The organism is Azorhizobium sp. AG788 (genome assembly GCF_004364705.1).
Classification (GTDB): Bacteria; Pseudomonadota; Alphaproteobacteria; order Rhizobiales; family Xanthobacteraceae; genus Azorhizobium; species Azorhizobium caulinodans.
The window spans coordinates 792,870-817,034 of sequence record NZ_SOBM01000001.1; the positions used below are offsets into that span (position 1 = coordinate 792,870).

The 24,165-nt window shown below is 67.2% G+C and carries 30 protein-coding genes; 11 read left to right on the forward strand and 19 right to left on the reverse strand.

All coding sequences use genetic code 11. The features are described 5' to 3' along the window. Positions 1-152: 152 nt before the first annotated feature. From fdhF to nifH, 12 genes are all read right to left on the reverse strand, one after another. On the reverse strand, positions 153-2,990 hold the full coding sequence (gene fdhF / locus DFO45_RS03645) for a formate dehydrogenase subunit alpha (RefSeq protein ID WP_133863765.1): 2,838 nt from the start codon (positions 2,988-2,990) through the stop codon (positions 153-155). Positions 2,991-3,000: 10 nt separating this feature from the next. Beyond that, positions 3,001-4,560, reverse strand: coding sequence for an NADH-quinone oxidoreductase subunit NuoF (locus tag DFO45_RS03650; RefSeq protein WP_133863766.1), 1,560 nt, complete (start codon positions 4,558-4,560; stop codon positions 3,001-3,003). After that, complete coding sequence (locus tag DFO45_RS03655) at positions 4,557-5,030, reverse strand: formate dehydrogenase subunit gamma (RefSeq protein WP_043879541.1); 474 nt, start codon at positions 5,028-5,030, stop codon at positions 4,557-4,559. Before DFO45_RS03655 ends, DFO45_RS03650 begins: the two co-directional genes overlap by 4 nt. A 584-nt stretch (positions 5,031-5,614) precedes the next feature. Next, the gene (locus tag DFO45_RS03660) at positions 5,615-5,824 is read right to left on the reverse strand and encodes a CCE_0567 family metalloprotein (RefSeq protein ID WP_012171974.1); all 210 of its coding nucleotides are present in this window, start codon (positions 5,822-5,824) and stop codon (positions 5,615-5,617) included. A gap of 26 nt (positions 5,825-5,850) precedes the next feature. Next, entirely contained in the window at positions 5,851-6,144 is a 294-nt protein-coding gene (locus DFO45_RS03665; RefSeq protein ID WP_133863767.1) for a ferredoxin family protein, read from the reverse strand. Positions 6,145-6,250: 106 nt separating this feature from the next. After that, the gene (locus tag DFO45_RS03670; protein ID WP_012171972.1) at positions 6,251-7,558 is read right to left on the reverse strand and encodes an FAD-dependent monooxygenase; all 1,308 of its coding nucleotides are present in this window, start codon (positions 7,556-7,558) and stop codon (positions 6,251-6,253) included. An 11-nt stretch (positions 7,559-7,569) separates the two neighbouring features. Continuing rightward, a complete protein-coding gene (locus tag DFO45_RS03675) occupies positions 7,570-8,679 on the reverse strand; it encodes an electron transfer flavoprotein subunit alpha/FixB family protein (RefSeq protein WP_133863768.1) in 1,110 nt (369 codons plus the stop codon). A 22-nt stretch (positions 8,680-8,701) separates the two neighbouring features. Beyond that, entirely contained in the window at positions 8,702-9,547 is an 846-nt protein-coding gene (locus DFO45_RS03680; RefSeq protein ID WP_133863769.1) for an electron transfer flavoprotein subunit beta/FixA family protein, read from the reverse strand. Positions 9,548-9,830: 283 nt separating this feature from the next. Continuing rightward, positions 9,831-10,160, reverse strand: coding sequence for a nitrogenase stabilizing/protective protein NifW (gene nifW / locus DFO45_RS03685; protein WP_012171969.1), 330 nt, complete (start codon positions 10,158-10,160; stop codon positions 9,831-9,833). 205 nt (positions 10,161-10,365) lie between these two features. Beyond that, on the reverse strand, positions 10,366-10,863 hold the full coding sequence (irr, locus tag DFO45_RS03690; protein WP_274532292.1) for a Fur family transcriptional regulator Irr: 498 nt from the start codon (positions 10,861-10,863) through the stop codon (positions 10,366-10,368). A 24-nt stretch (positions 10,864-10,887) separates the two neighbouring features. Continuing rightward, positions 10,888-11,604 (reverse strand): nitrogen fixation protein NifQ, encoded by a 717-nt coding sequence (locus DFO45_RS03695; protein ID WP_245517938.1) that lies wholly within the window; start codon positions 11,602-11,604, stop codon positions 10,888-10,890. Between the two features lie 204 nt (positions 11,605-11,808). Beyond that, entirely contained in the window at positions 11,809-12,699 is an 891-nt protein-coding gene (gene nifH / locus DFO45_RS03700; protein ID WP_012171966.1) for a nitrogenase iron protein, read from the reverse strand. Positions 12,700-13,130: 431 nt separating this feature from the next. Here nifH and DFO45_RS03705 point away from each other — a divergent pair, with 431 nt between their 5' ends. From DFO45_RS03705 to DFO45_RS03720, 4 genes are read left to right on the forward strand one after another with little or no spacing between them, the layout of a single operon-like run. Next, positions 13,131-13,565, forward strand: coding sequence for a response regulator (locus DFO45_RS03705; protein WP_012171965.1), 435 nt, complete (start codon positions 13,131-13,133; stop codon positions 13,563-13,565). Between the two features lie 8 nt (positions 13,566-13,573). Continuing rightward, positions 13,574-14,002 carry an arsenate reductase family protein gene (locus DFO45_RS03710; protein WP_133863770.1) on the forward strand — a complete coding sequence of 143 codons (429 nt, stop codon included), beginning with the start codon at positions 13,574-13,576 and terminating at the stop codon, positions 14,000-14,002. Further along, entirely contained in the window at positions 13,999-15,660 is a 1,662-nt protein-coding gene (locus tag DFO45_RS03715) for a SagB/ThcOx family dehydrogenase (protein ID WP_133863771.1), read from the forward strand. Before DFO45_RS03710 ends, DFO45_RS03715 begins: the two co-directional genes overlap by 4 nt. Beyond that, positions 15,657-16,436, forward strand: a complete 780-nt coding sequence (locus DFO45_RS03720) for an ankyrin repeat domain-containing protein (protein ID WP_133863772.1) — start codon at positions 15,657-15,659, stop codon at positions 16,434-16,436. Before DFO45_RS03715 ends, DFO45_RS03720 begins: the two co-directional genes overlap by 4 nt. 21 nt (positions 16,437-16,457) lie before the next feature. On the opposite strand, the gene grxD is transcribed toward DFO45_RS03720, so the two are convergent. Next, positions 16,458-16,787 carry a Grx4 family monothiol glutaredoxin gene (grxD, locus tag DFO45_RS03725; protein ID WP_012171961.1) on the reverse strand — a complete coding sequence of 110 codons (330 nt, stop codon included), beginning with the start codon at positions 16,785-16,787 and terminating at the stop codon, positions 16,458-16,460. Between the two features lie 33 nt (positions 16,788-16,820). After that, positions 16,821-17,054: a BolA family transcriptional regulator gene (locus DFO45_RS03730; RefSeq protein WP_012171960.1), complete on the reverse strand. Its 234-nt coding sequence runs from the start codon at positions 17,052-17,054 to the stop codon at positions 16,821-16,823. Positions 17,055-17,272: 218 nt separating this feature from the next. Between DFO45_RS03730 and DFO45_RS03735 the strand changes: the two genes are divergently transcribed. The 6 genes from DFO45_RS03735 (at position 17,273) to DFO45_RS03760 (ending at position 20,298) form a co-directional block, all read left to right on the forward strand. Beyond that, positions 17,273-17,752 (forward strand): hypothetical protein, encoded by a 480-nt coding sequence (locus tag DFO45_RS03735; RefSeq protein WP_133863773.1) that lies wholly within the window; start codon positions 17,273-17,275, stop codon positions 17,750-17,752. Positions 17,753-17,900: 148 nt separating this feature from the next. Beyond that, positions 17,901-18,305 carry an iron-sulfur cluster assembly protein gene (locus tag DFO45_RS03740; protein ID WP_245517939.1) on the forward strand — a complete coding sequence of 135 codons (405 nt, stop codon included), beginning with the start codon at positions 17,901-17,903 and terminating at the stop codon, positions 18,303-18,305. Between the two features lie 104 nt (positions 18,306-18,409). Then, entirely contained in the window at positions 18,410-19,180 is a 771-nt protein-coding gene (locus tag DFO45_RS03745; RefSeq protein WP_133863774.1) for a dienelactone hydrolase family protein, read from the forward strand. A 20-nt stretch (positions 19,181-19,200) separates the two neighbouring features. Then, on the forward strand, positions 19,201-19,530 hold the full coding sequence (locus DFO45_RS03750; RefSeq protein ID WP_012171956.1) for a hypothetical protein: 330 nt from the start codon (positions 19,201-19,203) through the stop codon (positions 19,528-19,530). Positions 19,531-19,726: 196 nt separating this feature from the next. Next, positions 19,727-19,966: a hypothetical protein gene (locus DFO45_RS03755; protein WP_043879539.1), complete on the forward strand. Its 240-nt coding sequence runs from the start codon at positions 19,727-19,729 to the stop codon at positions 19,964-19,966. Between the two features lie 92 nt (positions 19,967-20,058). Next, positions 20,059-20,298, forward strand: coding sequence for a hypothetical protein (locus DFO45_RS03760; protein WP_012171954.1), 240 nt, complete (start codon positions 20,059-20,061; stop codon positions 20,296-20,298). A gap of 84 nt (positions 20,299-20,382) precedes the next feature. On the opposite strand, the gene DFO45_RS03765 is transcribed toward DFO45_RS03760, so the two are convergent. From DFO45_RS03765 to DFO45_RS03775, 4 genes are all read right to left on the reverse strand, one after another. After that, the gene (locus DFO45_RS03765) at positions 20,383-20,811 is read right to left on the reverse strand and encodes a group II truncated hemoglobin (RefSeq protein WP_043879538.1); all 429 of its coding nucleotides are present in this window, start codon (positions 20,809-20,811) and stop codon (positions 20,383-20,385) included. A gap of 102 nt (positions 20,812-20,913) precedes the next feature. Beyond that, complete coding sequence (locus DFO45_RS24880) at positions 20,914-21,081, reverse strand: hypothetical protein (protein WP_166657039.1); 168 nt, start codon at positions 21,079-21,081, stop codon at positions 20,914-20,916. Between the two features lie 18 nt (positions 21,082-21,099). Next, complete coding sequence (locus DFO45_RS03770; RefSeq protein WP_012171951.1) at positions 21,100-21,423, reverse strand: DUF6156 family protein; 324 nt, start codon at positions 21,421-21,423, stop codon at positions 21,100-21,102. Between the two features lie 41 nt (positions 21,424-21,464). After that, positions 21,465-21,905, reverse strand: a complete 441-nt coding sequence (locus DFO45_RS03775) for a Rieske 2Fe-2S domain-containing protein (RefSeq protein ID WP_133863775.1) — start codon at positions 21,903-21,905, stop codon at positions 21,465-21,467. A gap of 150 nt (positions 21,906-22,055) precedes the next feature. On the opposite strand from DFO45_RS03775, the gene DFO45_RS03780 reads away from it, so the two are divergent. Further along, entirely contained in the window at positions 22,056-22,718 is a 663-nt protein-coding gene (locus tag DFO45_RS03780) for a glutathione S-transferase family protein (protein WP_133863866.1), read from the forward strand. A 34-nt stretch (positions 22,719-22,752) separates the two neighbouring features. Here DFO45_RS03780 and DFO45_RS03785 read toward each other — a convergent pair whose 3' ends face one another. Further along, positions 22,753-24,096: a hypothetical protein gene (locus tag DFO45_RS03785; protein ID WP_133863776.1), complete on the reverse strand. Its 1,344-nt coding sequence runs from the start codon at positions 24,094-24,096 to the stop codon at positions 22,753-22,755. Between the last annotated feature and the right edge of the window lie 69 nt (positions 24,097-24,165).

The following is a 24,165-nucleotide window of genomic DNA, read 5'->3' on the forward strand; positions in this document are numbered from 1 at the left end:
ATCCGCGAAACGGGGTCTGTCTCACAGATTGGACCGAAGGCTTCCGACTGCAAGCACTCTGCCCGTGACCCGACCCGGCCGCCACCACGCCCGCTCCCGCTGGACAGGGAGAGGGCGTGGCGACGCGCGGGTGGCCGGGTGTCACGCACAGCTCACTCCGCAGCCTCGGCGATGCGACGGCTGTTGCGGGAGAGCTTCTCATACTCTTCCTGCCACTGCGTCGGACCGTTGGAGGGCGACACCTGGACCGCCGTCACCTTGTACTCGGGGCAGTTGGTCGCCCAGTCCGAGAAGTCGGTGGTGATGACGTTGGCCTGGGTGATCGGGTGGTGGAAGGTCGTGTAGACGACGCCCGTGGGCATGCGGTCGCTGATCACGGCCTTGAGCGAGGTGGAGCCGGCGCGGCTTTCGAGGCGGACGAAATCGCCGTCGCGGATGCCGCGGTTCTCCGCATCGTGCGGGTGGATTTCCAGCACGTCCTCCGGATGCCAGGCGACGTTCGCGGTGCGCCGGGTCTGGGCGCCCACATTGTACTGGCTGAGGATGCGGCCGGTGGTGAGCAGCAGCGGGAAGCGCGGGCCGGTGCGCTCGTCGGTCGCCACATACTCGGTGAGCATGAACTTGCCCTTGCCGCGCACGAAGCCGCCGATGTGCATGACCGGCGTGCCTTCCGGCGCCTTCTCGTTGCAGGGCCACTGCACCGAGCCGAACTCGTCCAGCTTCTTGTAGGAGACGCCGGTGAAGGTGGGCGTCAGCCGGGCGATCTCGTCCATGATCTCGCTCGGGTGCTGGTAGTCCATCTCATAGCCCAGCGCCTTGGAGAGCATCATGGTGACTTCCCAGTCGGCATAGCCGTTCTTGGGAGCCATCACCTTGCGCACCCGCTGGATGCGGCGCTCGGCGTTGGTGAAGGTGCCGTCCTTCTCCAGGAAGGAGCAGCCGGGCAGGAAGACGTGGGCGTAGTTGGCCGTCTCGTTCAGGAACAGGTCCTGCACCACGAGGCATTCCAGCGCGCCGAGGCCGGCGGAGACATGACGGGTGTCGGGGTCGGACTGGAGAATGTCCTCGCCCTGCACATACATGCCCTTGAAGGTGCCATCGACGGCGGCATCGAACATGTTGGGGATGCGCAGGCCGGGCTCGTCGTCCAGCTTCACGCCCCAGTCACGCTCGAACAGCACGCGGGTGTCGTCTTCGGCCACGTGGCGATAGCCGGGCAGTTCGTGCGGGAACGAGCCCATGTCGCACGAGCCCTGCACGTTGTTCTGGCCGCGCAGCGGGTTCACGCCCACGCCGTTCCGGCCGATGTTGCCGGTGGCCATGGCGAGGTTGGCGATGGCGATGACGGTGGTGGAGCCCTGCGAATGCTCGGTGACGCCGAGACCGTAATAGATGGCCGCGTTGCCGCCGGTGGCATAGAGGCGGGCCGCGCCGCGCACCAGCGCGGGATCGACGCCCGTGTACTGCTGCACCGCCTCGGGGCTGTGGCGCTCTTCGGCGACGAACTCGGCCCACTCCTGGAATTCCTCCCAGTCGCAGTAAGTGCGCACGAAGTCCTCGTTCACGAGGCCCTCGGTCACGATCACATGGGCGAGCGCGGTGACGATGGCGACGTTGGTGCCCGGGCGCAGCGGCAGGTGATAGTCGGCTTCCACGTGCGGGGTGCGCACGAGGTCGATCTTGCGCGGATCGACGATGATGAGCTTCGCCCCTTCGCGCAGGCGCTTCTTCATGCGCGAGCCGAACACCGGGTGCCCGTCGGTCGGGTTGGCGCCGATCACCAGGATGACGTCGCTGTCCTCGACCGAATCGAAGTCCTGCGTGCCCGCCGAGGTACCGTAGGTCTGGGAGAGGCCATAGCCGGTGGGCGAGTGGCAGACGCGGGCGCACGTATCGACATTGTTGTTGCCGAAGGCGCCGCGGATCAGCTTCTGGACGAGGTAGGTTTCCTCGTTGGTGCAGCGCGAGGAGGTGATGCCACCCACCGCGCGGCGGCCATACTTGGCCTGGATGCGCTTGAACTCGGAGGCGGCGTAGGCGATCGCCTCCTCATAGCTCACTTCCTTCCACGGCTCGTGGATGGAGGAGCGGATCATGGGCTTCAGGATGCGGTCCTTGTGGGTCGCATAGCCATAAGCGAAGCGGCCCTTCACGCAGGAGTGGCCACGGTTGGCCTTGCCGTCCTTGTAGGGGACCATGCGCACCAGCTCGTCGCCGCGCATCTCCGCCTTGAAGGTGCAGCCGACGCCGCAATAGGCGCAGGTGGTCACCAGCGAGTGCTCGGGCGTGCCGATCTCGTACATGGCCTTTTCGTTGAGGGTCGCCGTCGGGCAGGCCTGAACGCAGGCGCCGCAGGAGACGCACTCGGACGACAGGAAGGGCTCGTCCATGCCGGGAGACACGCGCGAGCCGAAGCCACGGCCGGAAATGGTGAGGGCGAAGGTGCCCTGCACTTCCTCACAGGCGCGGACGCAGCGGTTGCAGACGATGCACTTCGACTGCTCGTAGGTGAAATAGGGGTTGGACTCGTCCTTGCCGAGCTTGGTGTGGTTCTCGCCCTCATAGCCGTAGCGCACTTCGCGCAGGCCCACGACGCCGGCCATGTCCTGCAGCTCGCAATCGCCATTGGCGGAGCAGGTCAGGCAGTCCAGCGGGTGGTCGGAGATGTAGAGCTCCATCACGCCCTTGCGGATCTGCTTCAGGCGCTCGGTCTGGGTCTTCACCACGATCCCGTCCGCCACTGGCGTGGTGCAGGAGGCGGGCGTGCCGTTGCGGCCCTCGATCTCCACCAGGCAGAGCCGGCAGGACCCGAAGGCGTCGAGCATGTCGGTGGCGCAGAGCTTGGGGATCTGGTTCCCCACCTCCATGGCCGCCCGCATGATGGAGGTGCCTTCCGGCACCTGCACCTTCATGCCGTCGATGGTGAGCGTGACCAGCTTCTCGGATTTGGAGGCCGGGGTGCCGTAGTCGATTTCATGCACGAGGGACATGGCGTTCCTCCTATTCGGCGGCCGCGGGCAGCTTCGGCGTGGCGCCGAAGTCTTCCGGGAAATGGGTGAGGGCACTGAGCACGGGATAGGGCGTGAAGCCGCCGAGCGCGCAGAGCGAACCGAGCTTCATAGTCTGGCAAAGGTCGGTAAGGACGGCGAGGTTCGCCTCCCGCCGGTTGCCGGCGATGATCTTGTCCAGCGTCTCCACGCCACGCGTGGAGCCGATGCGGCAGGGGGTGCACTTGCCGCAGCTCTCGTGGGAGCAGAACTCCATGGCGAAGCGGGCCATGTGGGCCATGTCCACCGTGTCGTCGAACACCACGATGCCGCCATGGCCGATGAGCGCGTCCTTGGCCGCGAAGGCCTCGTAATCGAAGGGCGTGTCGAACTGATGCACCGGCAGATAGGCGCCGAGCGGGCCGCCCGCCTGCACCGCGCGCACCGGGCGACCGGAGGCGGTGCCCCCGCCGATGTCATAGACGAGCTCGCCGAGCGGAATGCCGAAGGCGGTCTCGAAGATGCCGCCGAACTTGATGTTACCGGCAAGCTGGATGGGCATGGTGCCGCGCGACCGGCCCATGCCGAAGTCGCGGTAGAAGGCGCCGCCCTTCTCCAGGATCACCGGCACGGTGGCCAGCGAGATCAGGTTGTTGATGACGGTGGGCTTGCCGAACAGGCCCTTGTGCGCCGGCAGCGGGGGCTTGGCCCGCACCACGCCGCGCTTGCCTTCCAGGCTGTCCAGCAGCGCGGTTTCCTCGCCGCACACATAGGCTCCCGCGCCCATGCGCATTTCGAGGTCGAAATCATACTGCGAGCCGGCGACATTCTTGCCCAGCAGGCCGGCGGTGCGGGCGATGGCGATCGCCTTCTCCATCACCTGCAGCGAGAGCGGATATTCAGAGCGGCAGTAGACGAAGCCCTTGGTGGCGCCCACCGCGAGGCCGGCGATGGTCATGCCCTCGATGAGGCAGAAGGGATCCGCCTCCATGATGAGGCGGTCGGCGAAGGTGCCGCTGTCGCCCTCGTCCGCATTGCAGACGATGTAGCGCTGGTCGGCCGGAGCGGCGGCCACCGTGCGCCACTTGATGCCGGTCGGGAAGCCGGCGCCGCCACGGCCACGCAGGCCGCTCTCGAACACCTGCTCGACGGTCGCGGAGGGGCCGATCTCGATGGCCTTGGCGAGGCCCTTGTAGCCGCCGTGGGCCTTGTACTCTTCCAGCGACAGCGGGTCGATGATGCCGCAGCGCGCGAAGGTGAGGCGGGTCTGCTTCTTGAGGAAGGGGATTTCCTCCACGAGGCCGACGCTCAGCGGGTGGTCCGCGCCATGGACGAGGCCGGCGGTGAGCAGGCTTTCCACGTCGGAGGGCTTCACCGGGCCGTAGCCGACACGGCCCTTGGGCGTCTCCACCTCGACGAGGGGCTCCAGCCAGAACAGGCCGCGCGAGCCGTTGCGCACGATGTTGGCGACGATGCCACGGGCGGCGAGCCCCGCCTCGATCGCGCGGGCCACCTTGTCGGCGCCGCAGGCGATGGCGGTGGCGTCGTTGGGAACGAAGATGCGCACGCTCATTGTCCGGCCTCCGCCACGAGTTCGTCGATGGTGGCTTCGTCGAGCCGGCCGACGAGGCGGCCGTCGATCATGGCCGAGGGGGCACAGGCGCACAGGCCGAGGCAGTAAATGGGCTCCAGCGTCACCTTGCCGTCCGGCGAGGTCTCGCCCATCTCGATGCCGAGGCGCTCTTCCGCATAGCGGGCGAGTTTTTCCGAGCCCATGGACTGGCAGGCTTCCGCCGCGCAGAGCTTGATGACATGGCGGCCCGGCGGCTCGCGCCGGAAGTCATGGTAGAAGGTGACGACGCCATAGACCTCGGCGCGGGAGAGGTTCAGGCTCTCCGCGATCATGGGCACGACAGGGTCGGGGACGAAGCCGAAGGTCTCCTGCACCGCGTGGAGGATGGGCATGGTGGCGCCATCCATGTGCCGGTGCTCGGCGATGATCTCCGCTGCGCGCGAGGCGCTCCATGGTTCGTAGCCGGCCATCGGCAATGCCCTTCCCCGTCCCGCCTGAAGCGGTTTCCTTGTGATCGTTCCAATGAATGTGTCACAGGGGCAGGGCGGATCAAGCCAGCTGTGGGATGTTGCAATAGAACATCTCTATCGTTCGGAGCTGCGACAAAAGGTGCGAGTCCCTTATATATGAGGACTTTCGCGACGCCTTGTGTGCGGTATGCCAAGGACACAAACCCTTAGGCGATGCTCCCTGATCGGATTTCTCTATCCGACTCCAGAGCGCGGCCGCCGCTGGAACAGGCGTTGTGTGCAGTGCAGCAGTGCGATTGCGAGACGCAGCGTGACGGCCGTCTTCACACTGGAAAAATTTGCGTGAGGTCAGTTCCTTCGGAGCGGTCGGCGCGTCGCGCGAGCGATTCCTCGACGGTGATCTGGAACGGGGACGGGGGCCGGAGAGACCGAGGATGTCCGGTCCAGGCCGCCGTCGGGTGCCAAAACGCAAACCGGCGGCCCCATCGGGACCGCCGGTCGCTTTTCCGTCCCTGGGCACGGGAGGGGGCGCAGCTTGTCGCGCCACTCGTCAGGGCAGGACGGGCCGGCCCGGCGTGCCGGCATCAGGCCGCGGCACCGGCTTCCAGTTCCTTGAGCTTCTTGCGGGCGTCTTCCAGCGTCTTGAAGGTATTGTAGGTCTCCTGCGCCACCTCGAGGATGCTCTGCCAGTTGGTGGGCAGGTCCTCGGAGAGGTCGTGCAGGTTCATCTTGGCATTCACCGACTTGGCTGAGAGCTTCTTGATCTCGGCCTTGAGGGTCTCGATGTCGGACATGTGGCGTCTCCTGATGATGCGGCCGGTCAGCCGAACTTGAACAGCACGCCGAAGCCGCCGCGCGGATAGGTCCATTCGATGTCGCCGGAGGGCTCGGCGATGACGCGGCAGGTGCCGCATTCCACGCAGCCGTCCACGGTGACTTCCACCTGGCCGGTTTCGTTGAGCTCGTAGCAGCGGGCCGGGCAGAGCTTGAGCATGCTCAGCAGGGCCGGCGGCGGCTCGGTGTGTGGCCGCACCTTGATGTGGGCCCGGCCGGAATCGACCAGGTAGCGATTGTAGAAGAGCTTGTCCTCGACACGGACCGATGCGTCAGCCATCTGTCATCTCCTTGTCTCGCCCGGCCTCAGGCCGGTGGCGGAACGCCCGCTGCAGGGGCAGCGGACCGGGAACGCATGTCACTCGAAACCTTTCGACCGGGCGGGCTCACCGCCACGCGCGGGCGAAGCGGAAGGCATCGCCGAACAGGCCGAACCAGGAGCGGGCCTCCACGAAGGCACGCAGCGTCCGCTTCTCCTTCTCGACCTTCGGGGTGCCATCCACCCGCACGAAATTCTGCATGGCCTTGGAGACCAACTGCGGATAGGTGAGGAAGAAGTTCTGCGAATTGATGTGAAGCAGGGCCGGAAGGTCCTTGTACTTCTTCATGTCCTTCAGGACGAAGCTCTCTTCCAGCATGGTCTTGTAGAGCGAGAGGTTCTTCGCGCTCATGGGCTCGCGGCGGGATTTCACCTGGAAGATGGCTTCCGCCGCGATGCGGCCCGAGGTCATGGCAAGGTTCGACCCCTCGCGATGGACGGCATTGTTGAGCTGGGCGGCATCGCCCACCACCACCCAACCGTCGCCGAAGAGCTGGGGAATGGCCTTGAAGCCGCCCTCGGGAATGAGGTGCGCGGCATATTCCTTCACCTCGGAGCCCTCGATCAGCGGCGCGACGGAGGGATGGCTCTTGAAGCGCTCCAGCAGGCCATAGGGCGTCTCGCCGGTCTTCTGGAAATCGGAGACGAGGCAGCCGATGCCCAGCGAGATGCATTCCTTGTTGGCATAGATGAAGCCCATGCCGGTCATGCCGCGGGAGATGGTGCCGGCGGCCTCGATAACCACGCCCTCGTCACCCTGGAGGTTGAAGCGGGCTTCGATGGTCTCGCGCGGCAGGAAGTGCATTTCCTTCACCGCCAGCGCCACATGCTCGGGCTTCGGCCGTTCGCGCAGGTGCGCCTTGGTGCCGAGCAGGCCGTTCACGCCCTCCGCCAGCACCACCACATCCGCATGGATCTGGCCACCGGAGCGGTCCGTCTTCACCCCGATCACCTTGCCATAGGCATCCTGCACCAGTTCCGTCACCGTGGTCTCGCACAGCACCGTGGCGCCGGCTTCCTTCACCTTGGAGGAGAACCACTTGTCGAACTGGGCGCGGATGATGGTGTAGCGGTTCGGCTTCTCCTCGTTGAAGTCCTCCGAGCGATAGTGGAGGCCCACATGGGAGCGGTCGTCCAGCATCCAGAAGCGCTGTTCCACGAGATGGCGCTCCAGCGGCGCGTCCTCGCGGAAATCGGGGACCAGCTTCTCCAGCATGTCTGCATAGAGGATGGCGCCCTGCACATTCTTGGAGCCGGAATATTCGCCCCGCTCCAGTTGCAGCACCTTCAGGCCGCGCCGGGCGAGGGTGAGCGTGGCGGCGTTGCCCGCCATGCCCGCGCCGACGACGATGGCGTCGAACTTCTCATCAATCATGGCACGCTCCTTCAGCTGGCGATCCGGTCGCGCGAATGGGGGGAGAGGCGGGCGCGGAAGGCTTCGGTCAGCGCCGGCAGCAGCCGGATCGCGTCGGTGACAATGCCCACATGGGCGAAATCGAAGATGGGGGCGTTCTTGTCGGTGTTGATGGCGACGATCATGTCCGCGCCCTCGACGCCCACACGGTGCTGGATGGCGCCCGAAATGCCGGCGGCGATATAGAGCTTCGGCCGGATCGTCTTGCCCGTCTGGCCGATCTGCCGGTCAGACGTGACCCAGCCCTTCTGCACCAGCGGGCGGGAGCAGCCATATTCCGCCCCCAGCACGCCGGCGAGCTGGCGCACGAGCTGGAAATTCTCCGGTGAGCCGAGGCCGAGGCCGCCCGCCACCACCACATCCGCATAGGCGAGGTTGGACTTGGCGGAATCGCGATCCGGCAGGAAGGACAGGATCTTGGTGACGATATCGTCCTCCACCATCCCCAGCGGGTGGGTGATGATGCGGCCGATGGGCTTTTCCTCACGCTCCGGCATGGGCATCACGCGCGGACGCACCGTGGCCATCTGCGGCCGGTAGTTCAGCGTGTAGATGGTGCAGAGCAGGGAGCCGCCGAAGGTGGGGCGGGTGGCGGCGAGTGAGCCGTCCGCATCCACGTCGAGCTCCGTGCAGTCGGCGGTGAGGCCGGTGAGCAGCGTGGTGGCGACCGAGCCGGCAAGGTCACGGCCGAGCGTGGTCGCACCCAGCAGCAGGATCTCCGGCTTGTAGGTGTTCACCACATCGGTGAGGGCCTTGGTATAGGCCTCGTTGCGATAATCGGTGAGCAGGGGATCGGCCACCACATAGGTGAGGTCGGCGCCATAGCTGAAGGCTTCGGCTGCGGCGTGCTGCGTCGCCGCGTCGTCCGGCCCCAGCACGACGGCCGCCAGCTCCACCTTGAGCTTGTCGGCGAGCTTGCGGCCGGCGCCCATCAGCTCCCACGAGACCGGATGGACCTGTCCGCGCTCCTGCTCGATGAACACCCAGACGTGCTTATAGGCCTTGAAGTGCTCGGGCAGTTCCTTCTTCGTCGCGGCGCGGCTTCCGGCGGACGCGGCGGGTGCTTTGGTGGGTTCGCTCATGACGTGCTCCCTCGTCTGTCCGTCAGTAGCCGCGTGCCAGGGCCGCGAGGTCGTCCTCGAGCTTGGGCTGGCGCTTGAAGATTTCCGCGATCAGGGCGTCCGTCGGCGCGGTCTCGCTGAAGTCGACCATCGTCGCCTTCTCCGCGCGGGCGGAGGGCGCAAACACGCGCTTCACGATCGTGGGCGAGCCACGCAGGCCGCATTTGGAGATGTCTTCGACGCCGGCGTCCTTGGCGCTCCAGATCACCACCTCGGCGCGGGCGGCGCGGAGCGCATCGGCCATGGCGCCACGGCGGATCTCGTTGGTGGCCTCCAGCATGGTGATGAGGCAGGGCAGGCGGGTCTGAAGGACCTGCACGCCGCCTTCGGACCGCCGCTCCACCTGGATGCTGCGACCCTCAAGATCGACATTGGCGATCTTCGCCACATAGGTGAGCTGGAGCAGGCCGAGCCGCTTGGCGATGCCGGGGCCGACCTGCGCCGTGTCACCGTCGATGGTCTGCTTGCCGGTGAAGACGATGTCCGGCGCGCCGAAGGTCTCGCCGATCTTCCGCACGGCGGTGGCCAGCGCATAGGTGGTGGCGAGCGTGTCGGAGCCGGCGAAGAAGCGGTCGGTGAGCAGCACCGCCCGGTCGGCACCGAAGGTGAGGGCCTTGCGCAGGCTGTCCTCCGCCGACGGCGGGCCCATGGTGAGCACGGTGACCTCGCCGCCATGCTGGTCGCGCAGCGCGAGCGCGGCCTCCAGTGCGAAGAGGTCGTAAGGATTGATGATCGTGGGCACACCCTGACGCATGATGGTGTTCGTCACGGGGTGGACGCGGATCTGCGCGGAGTCAGGAACCTGCTTGATGCAGACGACGATGTGCATTGCGTTCGCTCCCGGAACGGTTGGGCTCTTGGGGAGGAATGAGCAAGTGTCGTACCAACTGTCTTTCAGCCCGAAAACGCGCATGGAATCAAAGGGCTGTCTGGCATGCCACAATGCGCTTTCCGCCCCGGCTCCGCCGGCCGACAGGAACGTCCGCCACCGGCGTCGGGAATGCGACAGGCGCGTCTTGCCCGTCGCATCTCACCACCCGCCCGCGCCCTGAAACGCGAAGGGCGGCCTGCCGGGTGCAGGCCGCCCTTGACGGACGCGGGAGGGGGGAACGTCACTTGAGAACGGTGAGCGATACCATCGGCTTGGGCTTCGGCGGCTGGGCGGCCTCCTTCAGCACCTTGAACACTCGCTCCTGCAAGGGCGAGGAGGCGAGGAAGTCCGCATAGGCCTGTTCCAGCACCTCTTTGCACCGGGCGCGGATGGCGTCATCCGCCTGGCCTTCGAAATTCTCGCTGACCAGATACTGGCCCATGCGCCGCAGGATATGCAGGCGCACCACGTTCACCACTTGGGGATCGTAATCGACCTCGAGCAGCGCGAAGAAGTCTTCCGCGCTGGATGCCTTGTTGAGCTGATCGAGGATGCCGCCGGCGGTCGCCATGCTCCGTCTCCTGAAAGTCTGGTGCGTGATCGGATGAGGTGAACTCATCCGGTCGCTTTGGCGGGCGAACCCGTTGCCCCGATGTCGGGGCACGGATGAGGTTCAAGCAATGCCCGTGCCAGTACTGGCGATGGGCCAGTCCGCGGGAGGCGGGCGCGCTGCTGCGCGGATGCGGGTGTCCCGAAGGCGACAGGCGGAGCGTCCCTCAGCGGCCCGTGCGACGCAGGCGGACGACGATATCGACGCCGCTCACCTCGTTCTCGTCCGGAATGACGGGCAACTGCGCGACATTCACCGCGCTGGCGTCGATGTCATAGAGGCCGAGCTCGCCCTCGATGAAGAAGTGATGGTGGTGGCTGGTGTTGGTGTCGAAGAAGGTGATGCTGGAACTGATGCCGATCCGCCGTAGCAGGCCGGCTTCCGTGAAATGGTTCAGCGTGTTGTAGACGGTGGCGAGCGACATGGGGATACGGGCGCGCATCGCCTCGTCATGCAGCACCGCCGCCGTCACGTGCCGGTGGCCCTTGGCGAACAGGAGGCGGGCGAGCACCACCCGCTGGCGGGTGGGCCTGAGGCCGTGGCGGCGGAGCATGGCGCTGGCGTCCAGCCACGGCGCATCATCCTTCTTCAGCCGGCGCCAGACCAGACGGAGCTGCTGCTCCATGTTGAGGTCGGCCTGTTCGGGAGAGACGGGAGCGTGCATGGCATCCATCCGTGTCTGTGTCGGTCAGGAAGCGGGGGCGGCGAGGGCGATGCTGCGCCGGCGTTCCGCCATGCGGCTCTCCCCGCTCTCGTCGCCGAAGCAGAGGGCAAAATCGCCGCATTCTGTACAAACGGGCGTTGCGCACATGACGAAGCCGTCGTCCTCGCACAGGCTTCGGTAGAAGAAGCGCTTCCAGCGCATGTTGCGGGTGTTGCGGCCGGCGAGCGGCGCGAAATGCCGGTTCATGAGCCGCGTCAGCTCATCGCGCGCGCGCAGGCCCAGATCCTCCCACAGATGGTTCGGCTCCATGGCCCGGCGCGCCAGCATGGCGGCGAGCCAGCCGCCCACTTGCGGATCGGCCGAACGCTGGGCGAGGAGCAGATCACGCACCATGGCGCTCTCCTCATCGAGGGGCGATGCGTGGGCCTGCCAGCGGGCACCGAGATCGCCCACGGCGGGGAAGAAGCGGTGCAACAGGTCGGAAATCTCGTGCGCCGCAAGACCGCAGCGGCTGGCGACGGGCCCGCCTTCCGAAGCCGAGACTGCCAGGATGGCCGCCAGGACATGCCGGTCGAAGGCTGCCGTATCGCCAACGAGGGCATGGGCGGGCGCGCAGCCGATGAGGCGGCGATAGATCGCGCCGGCCGACGGAAGCGGCGAAGCCTGCCCGGCGCAGGCGGTATCCGCCCCGCCCGGGAAGGGCGTGGAAGCCAGTGGCAGAGACAGGGCCATGCTGGTCATGGGCGTGTACTCCCGGCTTCAGGACACAGTGAGAGGCATGCTCTGCGGCAGGCCCTGAGGGGGCCGCGCGATCGGCTGGGCCGTGTGCTGCCATGGCCGGTCGCGCGGATCGTCGGTCAGAATGAACGGTCGCAATCAAACGTCTTGGGATGAAAGGCTCGGGCATGAACGGATGTCCCCGGCCGGCGGCCGGGGACGGGGGCGTCACGCGGAGAGCGCGGCGAGCTCGGCCGCGGTCTTGCCGACCTGGGTCTCGTCCACGGTCTTCATGATGCCGTGCTCCATGAGCATGTCCTCGAGCTCGTCCATGGTGATGGGGGTGGGGATTATGCCCTTGCCGCCATTGTTGTGGACGCGCTCAGCGAGGTTGCGATAGTGGTTCGCCTGAACGCTGTCGGGCGCATACTCGATCACCGTCATGCGGCGCAGCTCGGCGTGCTGGACGATGTTGTCGCGCGGCACGAAGTAGATGAGCTGGGTGCCGAGCTTCTTGGCGAGGTTCTCGGCCAGTTCCAGCTCCTTGTCCGTCTGGCGCTCGTTGCAGACGAGCCCGCCCAGGCGCACGCCGCCGGAATTGGCGTACTTGAGAATGCCCTTGGAGATGTTGTTGGCCGCATACATGGCCATCATCTCGCCGGACATGACGATGTAGATTTCCTGCGCCTTGTTCTCGCGGATGGGCATGGCGAAGCCGCCGCACACCACGTCGCCGAGCACGTCGTAGGAGACGTAGTCGATGTCCTCATAGGCGCCGTTCTCCTCCAGGAAGTTGATGGAGGTGATGACGCCGCGGCCGGCGCAGCCGACGCCCGGCTCCGGACCGCCGGATTCCACGCAGCGGATGTCGCGGTAGCCGATCTTCATGACCTCTTCGAGCTCGAGGTCTTCGACGCTGCCGGCGGCGGCGGCCAGCGACAGGATGGTGTCCTGCGCCTTGGCGTGCAGGATGAGGCGGGTGGAGTCGGCCTTGGGGTCGCAGCCGACGATGAGGATGCGATGGCCCATCTCCGCCAGCGCCGCCAGCGTGTTCTGGGACGTCGTCGACTTGCCGATGCCCCCCTTGCCGTAAAATGCGATCTGTCTCAGTGACGACATGTCTTGAATTCCTTCGAACCGTTGCCAATGACCACCCCGCCGGGGCTGGGGCGCTCGCGCTCACAAACAGGCTCGTCGGTTACGGGAAGGAGCACATCGCTCGTCGTCGCGTCTGCGTGTACTCAGCCCTCACTCGCCGTGCAGGATGGATATCAGCAACGACCGTGCCATCCGCCTGCGTCTTCATATCCACATGGAAATACAACGGAAAAATGCGCGGGTGACGGGTGGGGAGGGCATGTCTCGAACCTGACAGAACGCCGCAGGCTGTTGGAAAGGAAACACGTCTTCCGCTCGGGTTGCGGCAGGGACCGGCGGGCCGAAGCAAGAGATCATCATCGCCGACACCCGCGTCCGGAACACGGAACGGATTTTGCACGGGTTCACGCGAGGGCCACGGAACGGCGGGGCCCGCATCGAGCGAGGCTGCCATGCAGATTGGTGTCGAAACCGCGAAGGCCGTGGACCAGCGGCGCGTCTTTGTCGTGGACGAGGACGAGATCACCCGCGCGGCGCTGCAGTTCATGCTGCACGACGAGATCGAGACCCATGAGCTGGCCACCCTCGAGGAGGCCTATGAGAAAGGAGAGGGCTGGCTGAAGCCCGACGTGGTGATGCTGGGCGTCTCCTTCCTCGCCGCGCGTGGACCGGGCCTCGTGTCCGAGATCAACGCCCGCTTTCCCGGCGTGCGCATTCTCATCGTCTGCGACAAGGCGCAGGAAGCGACGGCGGTGGAGGGACTGAAGGCCGGTGCCCATGGCGCGGTGGTGAAGCCTTTGACGCTGGAGGCGGTGCGCAAGAAGGTGGACACCATTCTCGGACGCGGCGGGGCGCAGCCGCTGGTCCAGCTTGGCATGATGGCGTAGGTGCCGCTGTGGCGCGCGTGATCTTCTACGAGAAGCCGGGCTGCGGCACCAATGGGCGGCAGAAGCGTCTGCTGGAGCAGGCGGGCCATGAGGTGATGGCCCGCAGCCTTCTCTCCGAGCCTTGGACCGGTGAGCGCCTCGCGGCCTTCTTCGGCGACATGCCTGTGCCGGCACGCTTCAATCCGGCGGCGCCGGGCATCAAGTCGGGCGCGGTCGATCCGCGCGCGTTCAGCGCCGAACAGGCGCTGGCCCTGATGCTGGAGGAGCCGCTCTTCATTCGCCGGCCGCTGCTGGAGGTGGAGGGCGTGCGCTGTGCGGGCTTCGAGGGGCCGCTTGTCGCGCGTCTTCTGGGAACGGGATCCGGGGATGCGCCGCAGGGGTGCTCCCGCCCGGAGGTTGGCGCCTGCCCCACGCCCGCCGAAGCCGCCGCGCCATGACGGCCTCCCCCGGCGCGGGCAACCGGCTGGTCCCGGAAGCGACGCATCCGGGCGCTGTGGCGCGCGGCTATCATCTGCGCACCAAGCACAGGCTCGGCCACTACGCGGCGGGACCGGAGACGCTGGACTGGGATGCCCAGCCCAATTCCTTTCGCGAGTTCTCCGGCTGCCCGAAGCTGGCGCTGCCGGCGATGGCGGAGGACCTCGCCGTCCGTTTCGACGAGATGCTCACGCCCGGCGGGGTGCCGCCCGCACCGCCGACGCTTGGCTCGGTGGCGCTGCTGCTGGAGCTGTCCTTCGGACTTGCCGCCTGGAAGGAGACGGGCCCGGACCGCTGGGCGGTGCGCTGCAATCCCTCCAGCGGCAATCTCCACCCGACGGAAGCCTATGTGCTGGCGCGCAACATCGCCGGCCTCGAGGATGGCCTGCATCATTATGTGAGCCGCGACCATGCGCTGGAGCACCGGGCGGCCGATCCCGGGGCCCCGGACGAGCCGGCGCGGCTCTGGGTCGGCCTGTCCTCCATCCATTGGCGCGAGGCGTGGAAATATGGCGAGCGCGCCTTCCGCTATTGCCAGCTCGATCTCGGCCACGCACTGGGCGCGTTGCGTTATGCGGCGGCGGCGCTGGGCTGGCGGGTGCATCTTCTCACCGCGCTTCCCTCCGAGGCGGTGGCGGCGCGGCTCGGCCTTGACCGCGCGCCCGACTTTGCCGGTGCCGAGGCGGAGGAGGCGGACGTCCTCGTCGCCATCGACATGGGCGTGGCCGGCTTCGAAGCGATGATCCCGGATGCGCCAGCCGGCCCGTGGGCAGGGCGCGCGAACTGCCTCGACCGCCACCCCATGTATCGCTGGCCGGTCATCGATGTGGTGAGCGCGGCCACCCGCGCCTCCGGCGGCGTGCTCGATGCGCTCCCGGCGCCGTCGGATCTGCCCGCGCCTCTGGCTTCGGGAACGGCCCCGGCGGCGCAGGTGCTGCTCGGCCGGCGCAGCGCGCAGCGCTTCGAGGCCGGTTTCGTCATGCCGGCGGCGGACTTCTTCGCTCTTGCGGATGCGCTTCTGCCGCGATGCGCGGCCCCCTTCGACATGTGGCCCCATGCGCCGCAGGTGCATCCCGTCTTCTTCGTCCATCGCGTTCAGGGGCTGGCGCCCGGCCTCTACGCCCTGCCGCGCCGGGCGGACGCGGAAGGCCCGCTGCGCCGGATGCTGCGCGCGGATTTCGCCTGGGACGACGTTCCGGGCGCGCCAGTGCATCTGCCCCTCCGGCGCCTGGTCGAGGCAGACGCTCGCGGCGTGATGCGCACCATCTGCTGCCATCAGGCCATTGCCGGCGACAGCTGCGTGGCCCTGAGCTTCGTCGCCGATTTCGCGCTGGAGCTGGAGATGGACCCGTGGCGCTACCGCGCGCTGCACTGGGAGGCCGGGCTTCTCGGTCATGTGCTCTATCTGGAAGCCGAGCGGGCGGGCCTGCGCGGCACCGGTATCGGCTGCTTCTTCGACGATGCCCTGCACGAGCTTCTCGGGCTTGAGGGCGAGCGTTTCCAGAGCCTCTATCACTTCACCGTCGGCCGGCCGCTCCATGACGGGCGCATCCTGTCGCTGCCCGCCTATCCCGGCCGCCGCCCGCCGCCCGCCCCTGCACAGGAGCCGCTCGCATGACCTTCCGCGTTCCCTTCCGCCGCATTCATCCCGGCGAGGCGGAGGTGCTTCTCCGGCGGGACGATCTCCTCGTCTTCGACACCCGCGATGCGGGCTCCTATGAGGCGGGTCACATGCCGGGCGCCCGGCGGCTTTCGCAGGCCAATCTCTCGGAGATCATCCTGGCGACGCCGCGGCACCATCCCGTGCTGATCTATTGCTATCACGGCAATGCCAGCCAGGAATATGCGCAGACCTTCTCCGATTTCGGCTTCCAGGACGTCTCCAGCTTGGATGACGGCTATGAGGGCTGGCGCACACGCGGCGCCACTCATGCCGTGCCCGACATCGATGCGGATCTCGCTGCCTGGCTCGTCGCCCACGGCTTTCCGGCCGATGACGTGGATGCGGTAATCGACAACGGCACCACGCCGCTCATGAAGGCGGCCCACACGGGCGATACGGAGGCGCTGTGCCAGCTCATCGCGGCGGGCGCACATCTCGATCTGCGCAATGCCGATGGCAACACGGCGCTGTGGCTCGCCTGCGTCGGCCGGCATCTCGACGCCATCGACATGCTGGTGGCTGCCGGCATCGACATCGACAACCAGAATGACAACGGCGCGACCGCCCTGATGTATGCGTCTTCGGCCGGCCTCGGTCCGGTGGTGGGCCGTCTCCTCGCGCGGGGCGCAGATGCGGAGCTCGAAACGCTGGACGGCTTCACGGCGCTGGATCTTGCGGGCACGGTAGAATGCCTGGCGCTCCTGCGCCCCGCACGACAGGCGGCGGGCTGAGGCCCGCCGCGCACGTCGGTATCAGGCGGCCCTGGGGGCGATGCCCTTCTCACTGAACAGGGCCTGAAGCTCGCCCTTCTGCGCCATCTCGCGGACGATGTCGCAGCCGCCGATGAACTCGCCCTTCACGAACACCTGCGGAATGGTCGGCCAGTTGGTGAATTCCTTGATGCCCTCGCGGACAAAGGGATCCTCCAGCACATCGAGCGTCGCATAGGGCACGCCGAGGGTGTTGAGAATCTGCACCACAGCGCCGGAGAAGCCGCAGCGCGGCATGGCGGGCGTGCCCTTCATGAACACCATGATGTCGTTCTCGGAAATCAGGCCGTTGATGCGATCGGACGTGGACATGTCTTGCGTCTCCGGTGGGGAAGGGTGAGGGCCTCAGGCGGGAACGATGGTTTCGAGCGCCAGCGCGTGCAGGGCACCGCCCATCTCCCCTTTCAGCGCGTCGTAGACCATCTTGTGCTGCTGCACGCGGCTCTTGCCGCGGAACTGCTCGGAGGTGATCCGGGCGGCGTAATGGTCGCCGTCGCCCGCGAGATCCACGATCACCACCTGTCCGTCGGGGAACGCTTCCTTGATGAGGCGCTCAATTTCCGATCCGACCATTGCCATCAGACTTGCTCCCGGTCTCTCTCGCCCGGTCCTTGCAAGCTTCAAACCAGTTGTCCTGCGAGGCCGGAATGCGTGGCGCGACGTTGGCTCCGCGTTGCCGGCCCCTGTCGCATGTCGCACATGCGACAGGGGTTCTGGTTGGTGCCGGACATCCCGCTGGCGCCTCCGGGCGCAATGGGCGCTCCCGCGTCCGGCCTCCAATTTGCATCGGCTGCGGCATGATCGAGATGTTTCCGGAAGCCGAACTCATCAATTTCGGCGACATGCCAGTGGCCATCAATGCCTTGCTACAGCAGGGCGTGGCCGCCTATCGCCATGACCATGCCAAGGCGGATGCGCTGTTCCGCCGGGCGCTCGCGGAGGCCCCCGGCGAACTGCCGGTCTATTTCTGCCTCTACAAGATCCACACCTATCAGGGCCATCTGTGGGAGGCCGAGGCGGCAGCGCAGAGCGGTCTGCGCGAGGCAGCGCGGCAGGCCGGCTGGGACGAGGACTGGCGGGCCTGGCAGCCGCGCGACGAGGCCCCGGACGGGCCGGGCCGCTTTGCCCTCTATACGCTCAAGGCTCTGGCATTCATCCATCTGCGGCAGAACCGGGTGGACGAGGCCGAGCGCAAGCTCGCCGCCCTGCGCCAGCTCGATCCGGCAGGCGTCGTGGGCTGGCGCGTCATCGAGGCGCTCGCGGAAGGGCTTTCCTGAGCCCGGCTGGCGCCCGCCAAGGTCTTCTCCTCCCATCCCCTCTCGATTGGCGCCGGGCTTGCATGACGTGGCTTCAGATACGCGCACGCTCATCACCGCCGCGTGATGGGCCGGTGGGCGCGGAGCAGCCGAGAGGAGGCGGGCGCCGATGACCATGAGCGACGATTTCATGACCGACGAGCCTGTGATGCCGGGCACCGAGACCGAGGACCTCTCTTCCGACACGGCGACCGCCGTGGACTGGGACGAGGAGGCCATCACCGCCGAGATCATCGAGGCCCTGCGTACGGTGCATGATCCGGAAATCCCGGTGAACATCTATGATCTCGGCCTCGTCTACCGCATCCAGCTGCTGCCCACGGTGGGCGCCGAGATCGACATGACGCTGACCGCGCCGGGCTGTCCCGTGGCTGGGGAACTGGTCTCCATGGTGCAGCGCGCGGTGCTGACGGTGCGCCAGATCGATGTCGCCAAGGTCAATCTGGTGTTCGATCCGCCGTGGGACACCAACCGCATGACGGACGACGTGAAGCTGGAGCTGGGTCTTCTCTGATCCGGAGGCCATCTGGCACCCTCGATGCATCGGGGAGGGCGGGACCGCGACAACCCCGGATCGCCCTGCCGCCCGCAGGGCCGCGTGTCCCGCGCGAGGATGCCATGTTCCAGCTCACCGCCGCCGACGGCCACGGGCTCTCCGCCTATCGGGCCGAGCCCAATGACGACGCCAAGGGCGCCGTCGTGCTCATTCACGACATGTTCGGCATCACCGATGATGTGCGCGCCGCCGCCGATGACTTTGCCGCACGGGGCTATCTCGCCATCGTGCCGGCCCTGTTCGACCGCGCGGCACCCGGCACTGTCCTCGCCTATGACGAGGAGGGCTTCGCCAAGGGCGTGACCTTGGTGGAGGAAGTGGGCCGCGAGCCCGCCCTCAACGATATTCAGGCGGCCGTGGACGCGGCGCGGGAGGCCGGCAAGGTCGCGGTCGTGGGCTATTCCTGGGGCGGGTTTCTCGCCTATGAGGCGGCGAACCAGCTGCGGGGTCTCGCCTGCGCCATCGCCTATTATCCTCTTGGTGTCGTCGGGGCCGGTGCAGAGAAGCGGCGCGTGCCGACGCTGATCCATTTCGGCGCCACCGATCCGCTGGTGCCGGTGGATCAGGCGCAGCGCTTCCGCGACCAGCGTCCGGATGTGAGCGCCTTCACCTATGAGGGGGCCACGCATGGCTTTGCCAGCGCCGGCCGGGCCACCTACCACGCCGCCGCCACCTGCGAGGCGCAAGCGCGCACGCAGTTCTGGATCGGCCAGTTCGTCGAGGGGCAGGCGCCCGTGCAGTTGAAGAATGCCGGCGCCTATGCCCAGGCCAAGACGGAAAAGAAGAAGGCGAAGGCGCCGGCCGGGGATGATCTTGGCCCGCCGCTCGACTGACCCGGCCGGGGGAGAACGGGATGCGTGAAGGTGAAACGTCCGCGGCGGCCACGGCCTGGGCCGCGCGCCGGCTGCGGACGCAGCTTGGCCTTGAGGCCCTCCATGAGGAGAATGTGCGCGCCAACCCGCTGCCCTATCTGGAGCGGGCCAGCGAGCACATCTACCAGTTGGAGCGGGCGCTGTTCGAGGCCATGGCGGCCGCCTTCGCGCCTCAGGAGGGCATGAGCGAGGTGGGGCCGCCGGAGGCGGGCAGCATCACCCTCAGCGCGGCGGATCATGCCCGCCTCATCGCCTGCCGGGACCGGGTGGCGCGGGCCTTGAGCGAGGTCGTCGCGCAGCGCGGCGGATAGGCCGAAGATCCGGTTGGAACGGGGCCGTTCCCGCGTCGCAATGGCTCCATCGCGACAGGCCCTCCTGTTGCCTTGCCGACAGAGGCCGCACGCTCAGGCGTGGGACGCGGGCCGGCGCTGGCGGTCCGGACCGGCAAGAATCTTGCTCGGGCCGTTGCGTCCGGCGCGCAGCCGGGATGCAGCACGGGGCGTTGAGATGAGCGAAGGTTTCTTCGTGGACTGGGACGGCAACATCCGGGCGACGGAGGATCCCGGCGGCGGCTATCTGTGTGAGGTGGACCGGGTCGCCCGCTATGTGGCCGTGAACACGACGAGCGGCACGCTTGTCCACGAAGCGACGCTCTACAAGACGCTCGCGGACGTGGCCAAGGCGGGGATCACCGCTTCGCTCGTTCCTGGTTCCCATCCCTGGGGCAAGAAGCGCGACGGATTCTGACGGCGACGCGGCGGCGCCGGGCCACCGTGTCTCGCGCCGCCGGCCGTGCCCGAAGGGGCCGGCGTAATGTTCTCGAGACGGGAGGTTCGACGATGCTGCCCACCACCATCCTGATCGACGAGGCGCCGCGCTGCGTGGTCCGGCCCACGGACAACAAGGATCTCCAGCGCTTCCTGCGCAACGGAAAGTCCTTCCTGCTGGCGGAGAAGCCCGGCGGCGTCATCTCCCACCGCATGGCCGAGCCGGCCGAGATGGACAAATGGTCGACGGCGCTTTCCCTGCACAAGGCCTGGGGCGGAGCCGAGGAGGAGTTTTTTGGGATTCCGCTCTAAATCTTCGAAAGCGCGGCGGCTTTGCCCCGCCCCTGCGATGTGGCTGCGGTCCAGCGGAGCGGAACCGGCGTTCGACAGGATCGCTCAGGGCTTCCAGGTCTGTGTGCCCTCGGGCGCGTCGGGCTGGTTGCGCATCCAGTAGGCGAGCTTGGTCAGCGTGTCGTCGAGATGGCTGCGGACGGCCTCGTCCGCGATCGTCTCGGCCATGGCGCCGCGCATGCAGAGCATCCAGGCCTCGGCGTCCGGCGACGCGATGGCAAAGCCCATGTGCCGCTGCCGCAGGCGGGGATGGCCCTTCTCCACCGAATAAAGCTTCGGCCCGCCGAGCCATTCGGTGAGATAGCGCTTGAGCACGGCCTTGGTGTGGGAGAGATCGTCCGCATGCATGAGGCGGATGCGCCGGGCGTCCAGTTCGGTGTCCATGCGCCGATAGAAGGCTTCCACCAGACGATCCACCGTCTCGGCCCCGCCGATGCGCTCGAAAATGGTGACTTCGGCCACGGTCTCGGACATCGCTCTCTCCTTTGCCGGCAGCCCTATCACACCGGCGCGTCGTGTTCAGCGCCCAAAGTGTCCCAGTTCATCGGCCGCGCGCCGACAGCGCCGCACGTTCCCTCATTCCTCCAGGCTCGGCTGGAGAATCACCTCGGAGGGCGCGCCCGGGCCTTCGCCGGCGATGAAATCGAGGCTGTCGACGCCCGCGAGGCCGCCGTCGCAATCCATCAGTACCACGGCGTCCGCCGGCAGGCTGGAGAGGGCGGCGATGAGCTGGGCGACGGTCATGGCGGGCTCCCCGCTGTGTCAGGCTTCGGAGGCGATGGGGATGCCGGCGGCATCGAAGGCGAGTTCGGCCGGCTCCTCATCCAGCATCACGATGGCCGCGTGCCGCAGCGCGCCATTGTCGTGATAGGCATAGCGGTGGGAAAGTTCGATCTCGCCATAGACCACCTTGTCGAAGCCGCGCAGCACGCCCGCGGCATCGAAATAGGCGCGGATGAAGGTGTTGCGATTGGAGAGCGCGTCCGCCGCGATGGGATTGACGAGCGTGAACGGCAGCTTGACGCCCGTGTAGGACACGAAGAACCGCTGGTCCGGCCACTGCGCTGTCTCTGCCTCTTCGATCATGCTCAGCTTGTCCTGTTGCGGAAGAAAGGATGATCAGGAACTCATTCCGGGTGGATCGAGATCTCCATGGTCTCGTCGGGCTCCTCCCGCGCGCTTTCCTCTTCCACCAGGCTGACGCCACACAGGCACACGTCGCCGGCGATGATGGTGAGGGCCAGCGGCTCAAGGCTCGCTCCTTCACAGGGGCCGGAGAGGCAGGTGCCGCTCTCGATGTCGAATTCCGCACGGTGGCGGCTGCAGGCGATGCGCGCGCGATCGGCGGTGAGGAAGCCGCCGGAGCTGATGTTGAGCCAGGTCCTGTTGTGCGGGCACACGTTCACATAGCCTACATATTCCCGCGCGCTCTTGCGGATGACGAAGATGGAAAAGGGACGCGCCTCGCCATTCTCGTGGCGCCGGAAGAGGCTGAAGGCCTTCGCCTCGCCGGGGCTGATCGCCTCCCGGTGGCAGATGGCATAGACCTCGATATCGTCGGCCGGCACGGTTCTGCTCCCTTGGGGTTTCGGCGTCGCAAATCCGACGGCCCGATGTCGCCTCCCGCGCGTCACCGGGCCTGATCTCGCCACCTGCGCCGATATTTGCATGAAGCGTGCCGAAGGCGCCGCGGCGTCGGGGAGGCTCCCATGGCGATGATGAAATTCTATATGACGCCCGGCTCGTGCTCGACCGGCATTCACATTCTGCTGGAAGAGCTGGAGCAGGTCTTCGAGGCTCATGTGGTGAACCTGCCGGCGGGCGACCACTTCCGGCCGGAATACGTGGCGATCAATCCGAAATCGACGATCCCCACTCTCGTGCGGCGCGACGGGACAGCCCTCACGGAGGTGCCGGCCATCGCCTATTGGCTCGGGCGCACGCATCCGCGCGCCGGACTCTGGCCGCAGGACGTGGAGGTGGAAACCCGGCTGCTGGAGGCCATGGCCTATATGACCGCGACCATCCACGGCCAGGGCTTCGCCCGCCTCTTCGCCACCTCCACCTTCACGCGCAACGCGGCCGACCATCCGGCCGTGAAGGCGCTGGGCGAGGAAATCGTGCGCAAGGGGTTCGGTGTGCTTGCGCAGGCGCTGGGCGAAGGGCCCTACCTTGCGGGGGGCTTCAGCGTCGCGGACCCCATCCTGTTCTATCTGGAATTCTGGGCTGACAAGCTCGGTCTCGCTTTGCCGTCCGCCGTTGCCGCGCACTACGCACGCATGCTGGACCGCCCGGTGGTGCGGCGGGTTCTGGCGGAAGAGGGCTACGCTCCGTCAAAGCTCGGTCAAGTCGCGATTGCCGAGATGGTGGAGCCCGCATGACGCATCGAGAATGGGCCGGGCGGACGCCTCTGATTCAGAGGCGCTCGACGTGATAGCGATCCTGCGCCTTGAGCGCGTCGAGGTCCCCCGCTCCGGCTAATGCCAGGTGACCCGCGAGGAGACCAACCATGGTCCGCTCGACGCCGGCCGTCACCACATCGTCGCCACAGACATAGACATGCGCGCCCTCGCTGATCCAGGCGAGCAGCTCGGGAGCGGCTTCCGCAAGCCGTCCTTCCAGGCTCCCTGCTTGGGGGCCGGACTGTGTCCAGGCCGTGGTGAGGGTGGTGAGGTGTCCCTGCGCGCGGAAGGCCCGCAATTCGTCCTCGTAGAAATAATCGGTGGCGGCGCTGGCATGGCTGAAGAACAGCCAGGCGGGCCCGGACTCCATGCGCGCCCGCCGGTCCTGCAGGAAGGCCCGGAAGGGGGCGATCCCTACGCCTGCGCCGATCATGATGAGCGGGACATCCCTTTGCTGCGGCAGGCGGAAGTGCGGCGCCCGCCGCAGCAGGCACTGAAGGCGGGAGCCCACCGGCGCACGCGTGCTCAGGAATGTCGGCGCACTCCCTTTGTCCTCCCTCTCCACCACGAGGGCCGCGATGCCCGGCTGGAGACGGGCGCTGGAGGTCACGAGATGGAAGCGGGGTTCGAGGGGGGCGAGGCACGCGAGCAGCGCCTCCGGACTCGGCCGGAAGCGCGAGAGCAGGCCGAGCGCCGAAAGCACGTCCATGGCGGGCGCAGGGGCATCGCGCAGCGCGAGGGCGATGTCCCGTCGTTCGCCCGTTGCAAGGGTCGCAATCAAGTGGAACAGATCCGGCGTCGCATGGTCGAGATCGTAACGCGCCAGAAGATGGGCGCGCAGGCTTTCGCCATCCGCGAGGCGGCCGGCGAGGCCGAGATGGTCGAGGATGCGCTGCACGAGGATCGGATCGTTCTCCGGCAGGATGCCGATGGCATCTCCGGGCTGGAACGCGACCGGCGTCTCGCTGAGATCGAGTTCCACATGCACGGCGGGTTGGGATGAGCCGGCGCGGCCAAGGCGGCGCCGGCATTTCAGCAGGGCATCGAAAGGGAGGAGGTCCGCCGTATCCGAAGCGTCGGCCGAAGGACGGGCCGGAGCGGCTGGTGGCTGCCCCATCTCGGGCGCACAGAGGCCGTGAGCGGCGAGGAGCGCGCGTACGTCCGCGCGCGCTGCCGGCGTCAGCGTGTCGAGATCAAGCAGGGCACGCGCGAAGCTGCTGGGCGCGTCCGCAATGGGCAGAGCGGCAGCGCTTGCCGACGACTCGCCGAGGGTCGGCTTGTCCCGCCCATCCAGGGCAAGGTCAGGCGGGGGGACGGGCGCCCCCGTCTGAGGCCAGTGGGTGATGGGATGGTTCATCGGGCCGCTCCCGCGCAGGCCGGTGGCGAAACGTCTGCGGGCTGTCGGGCGTGCGGCACCATGATCATC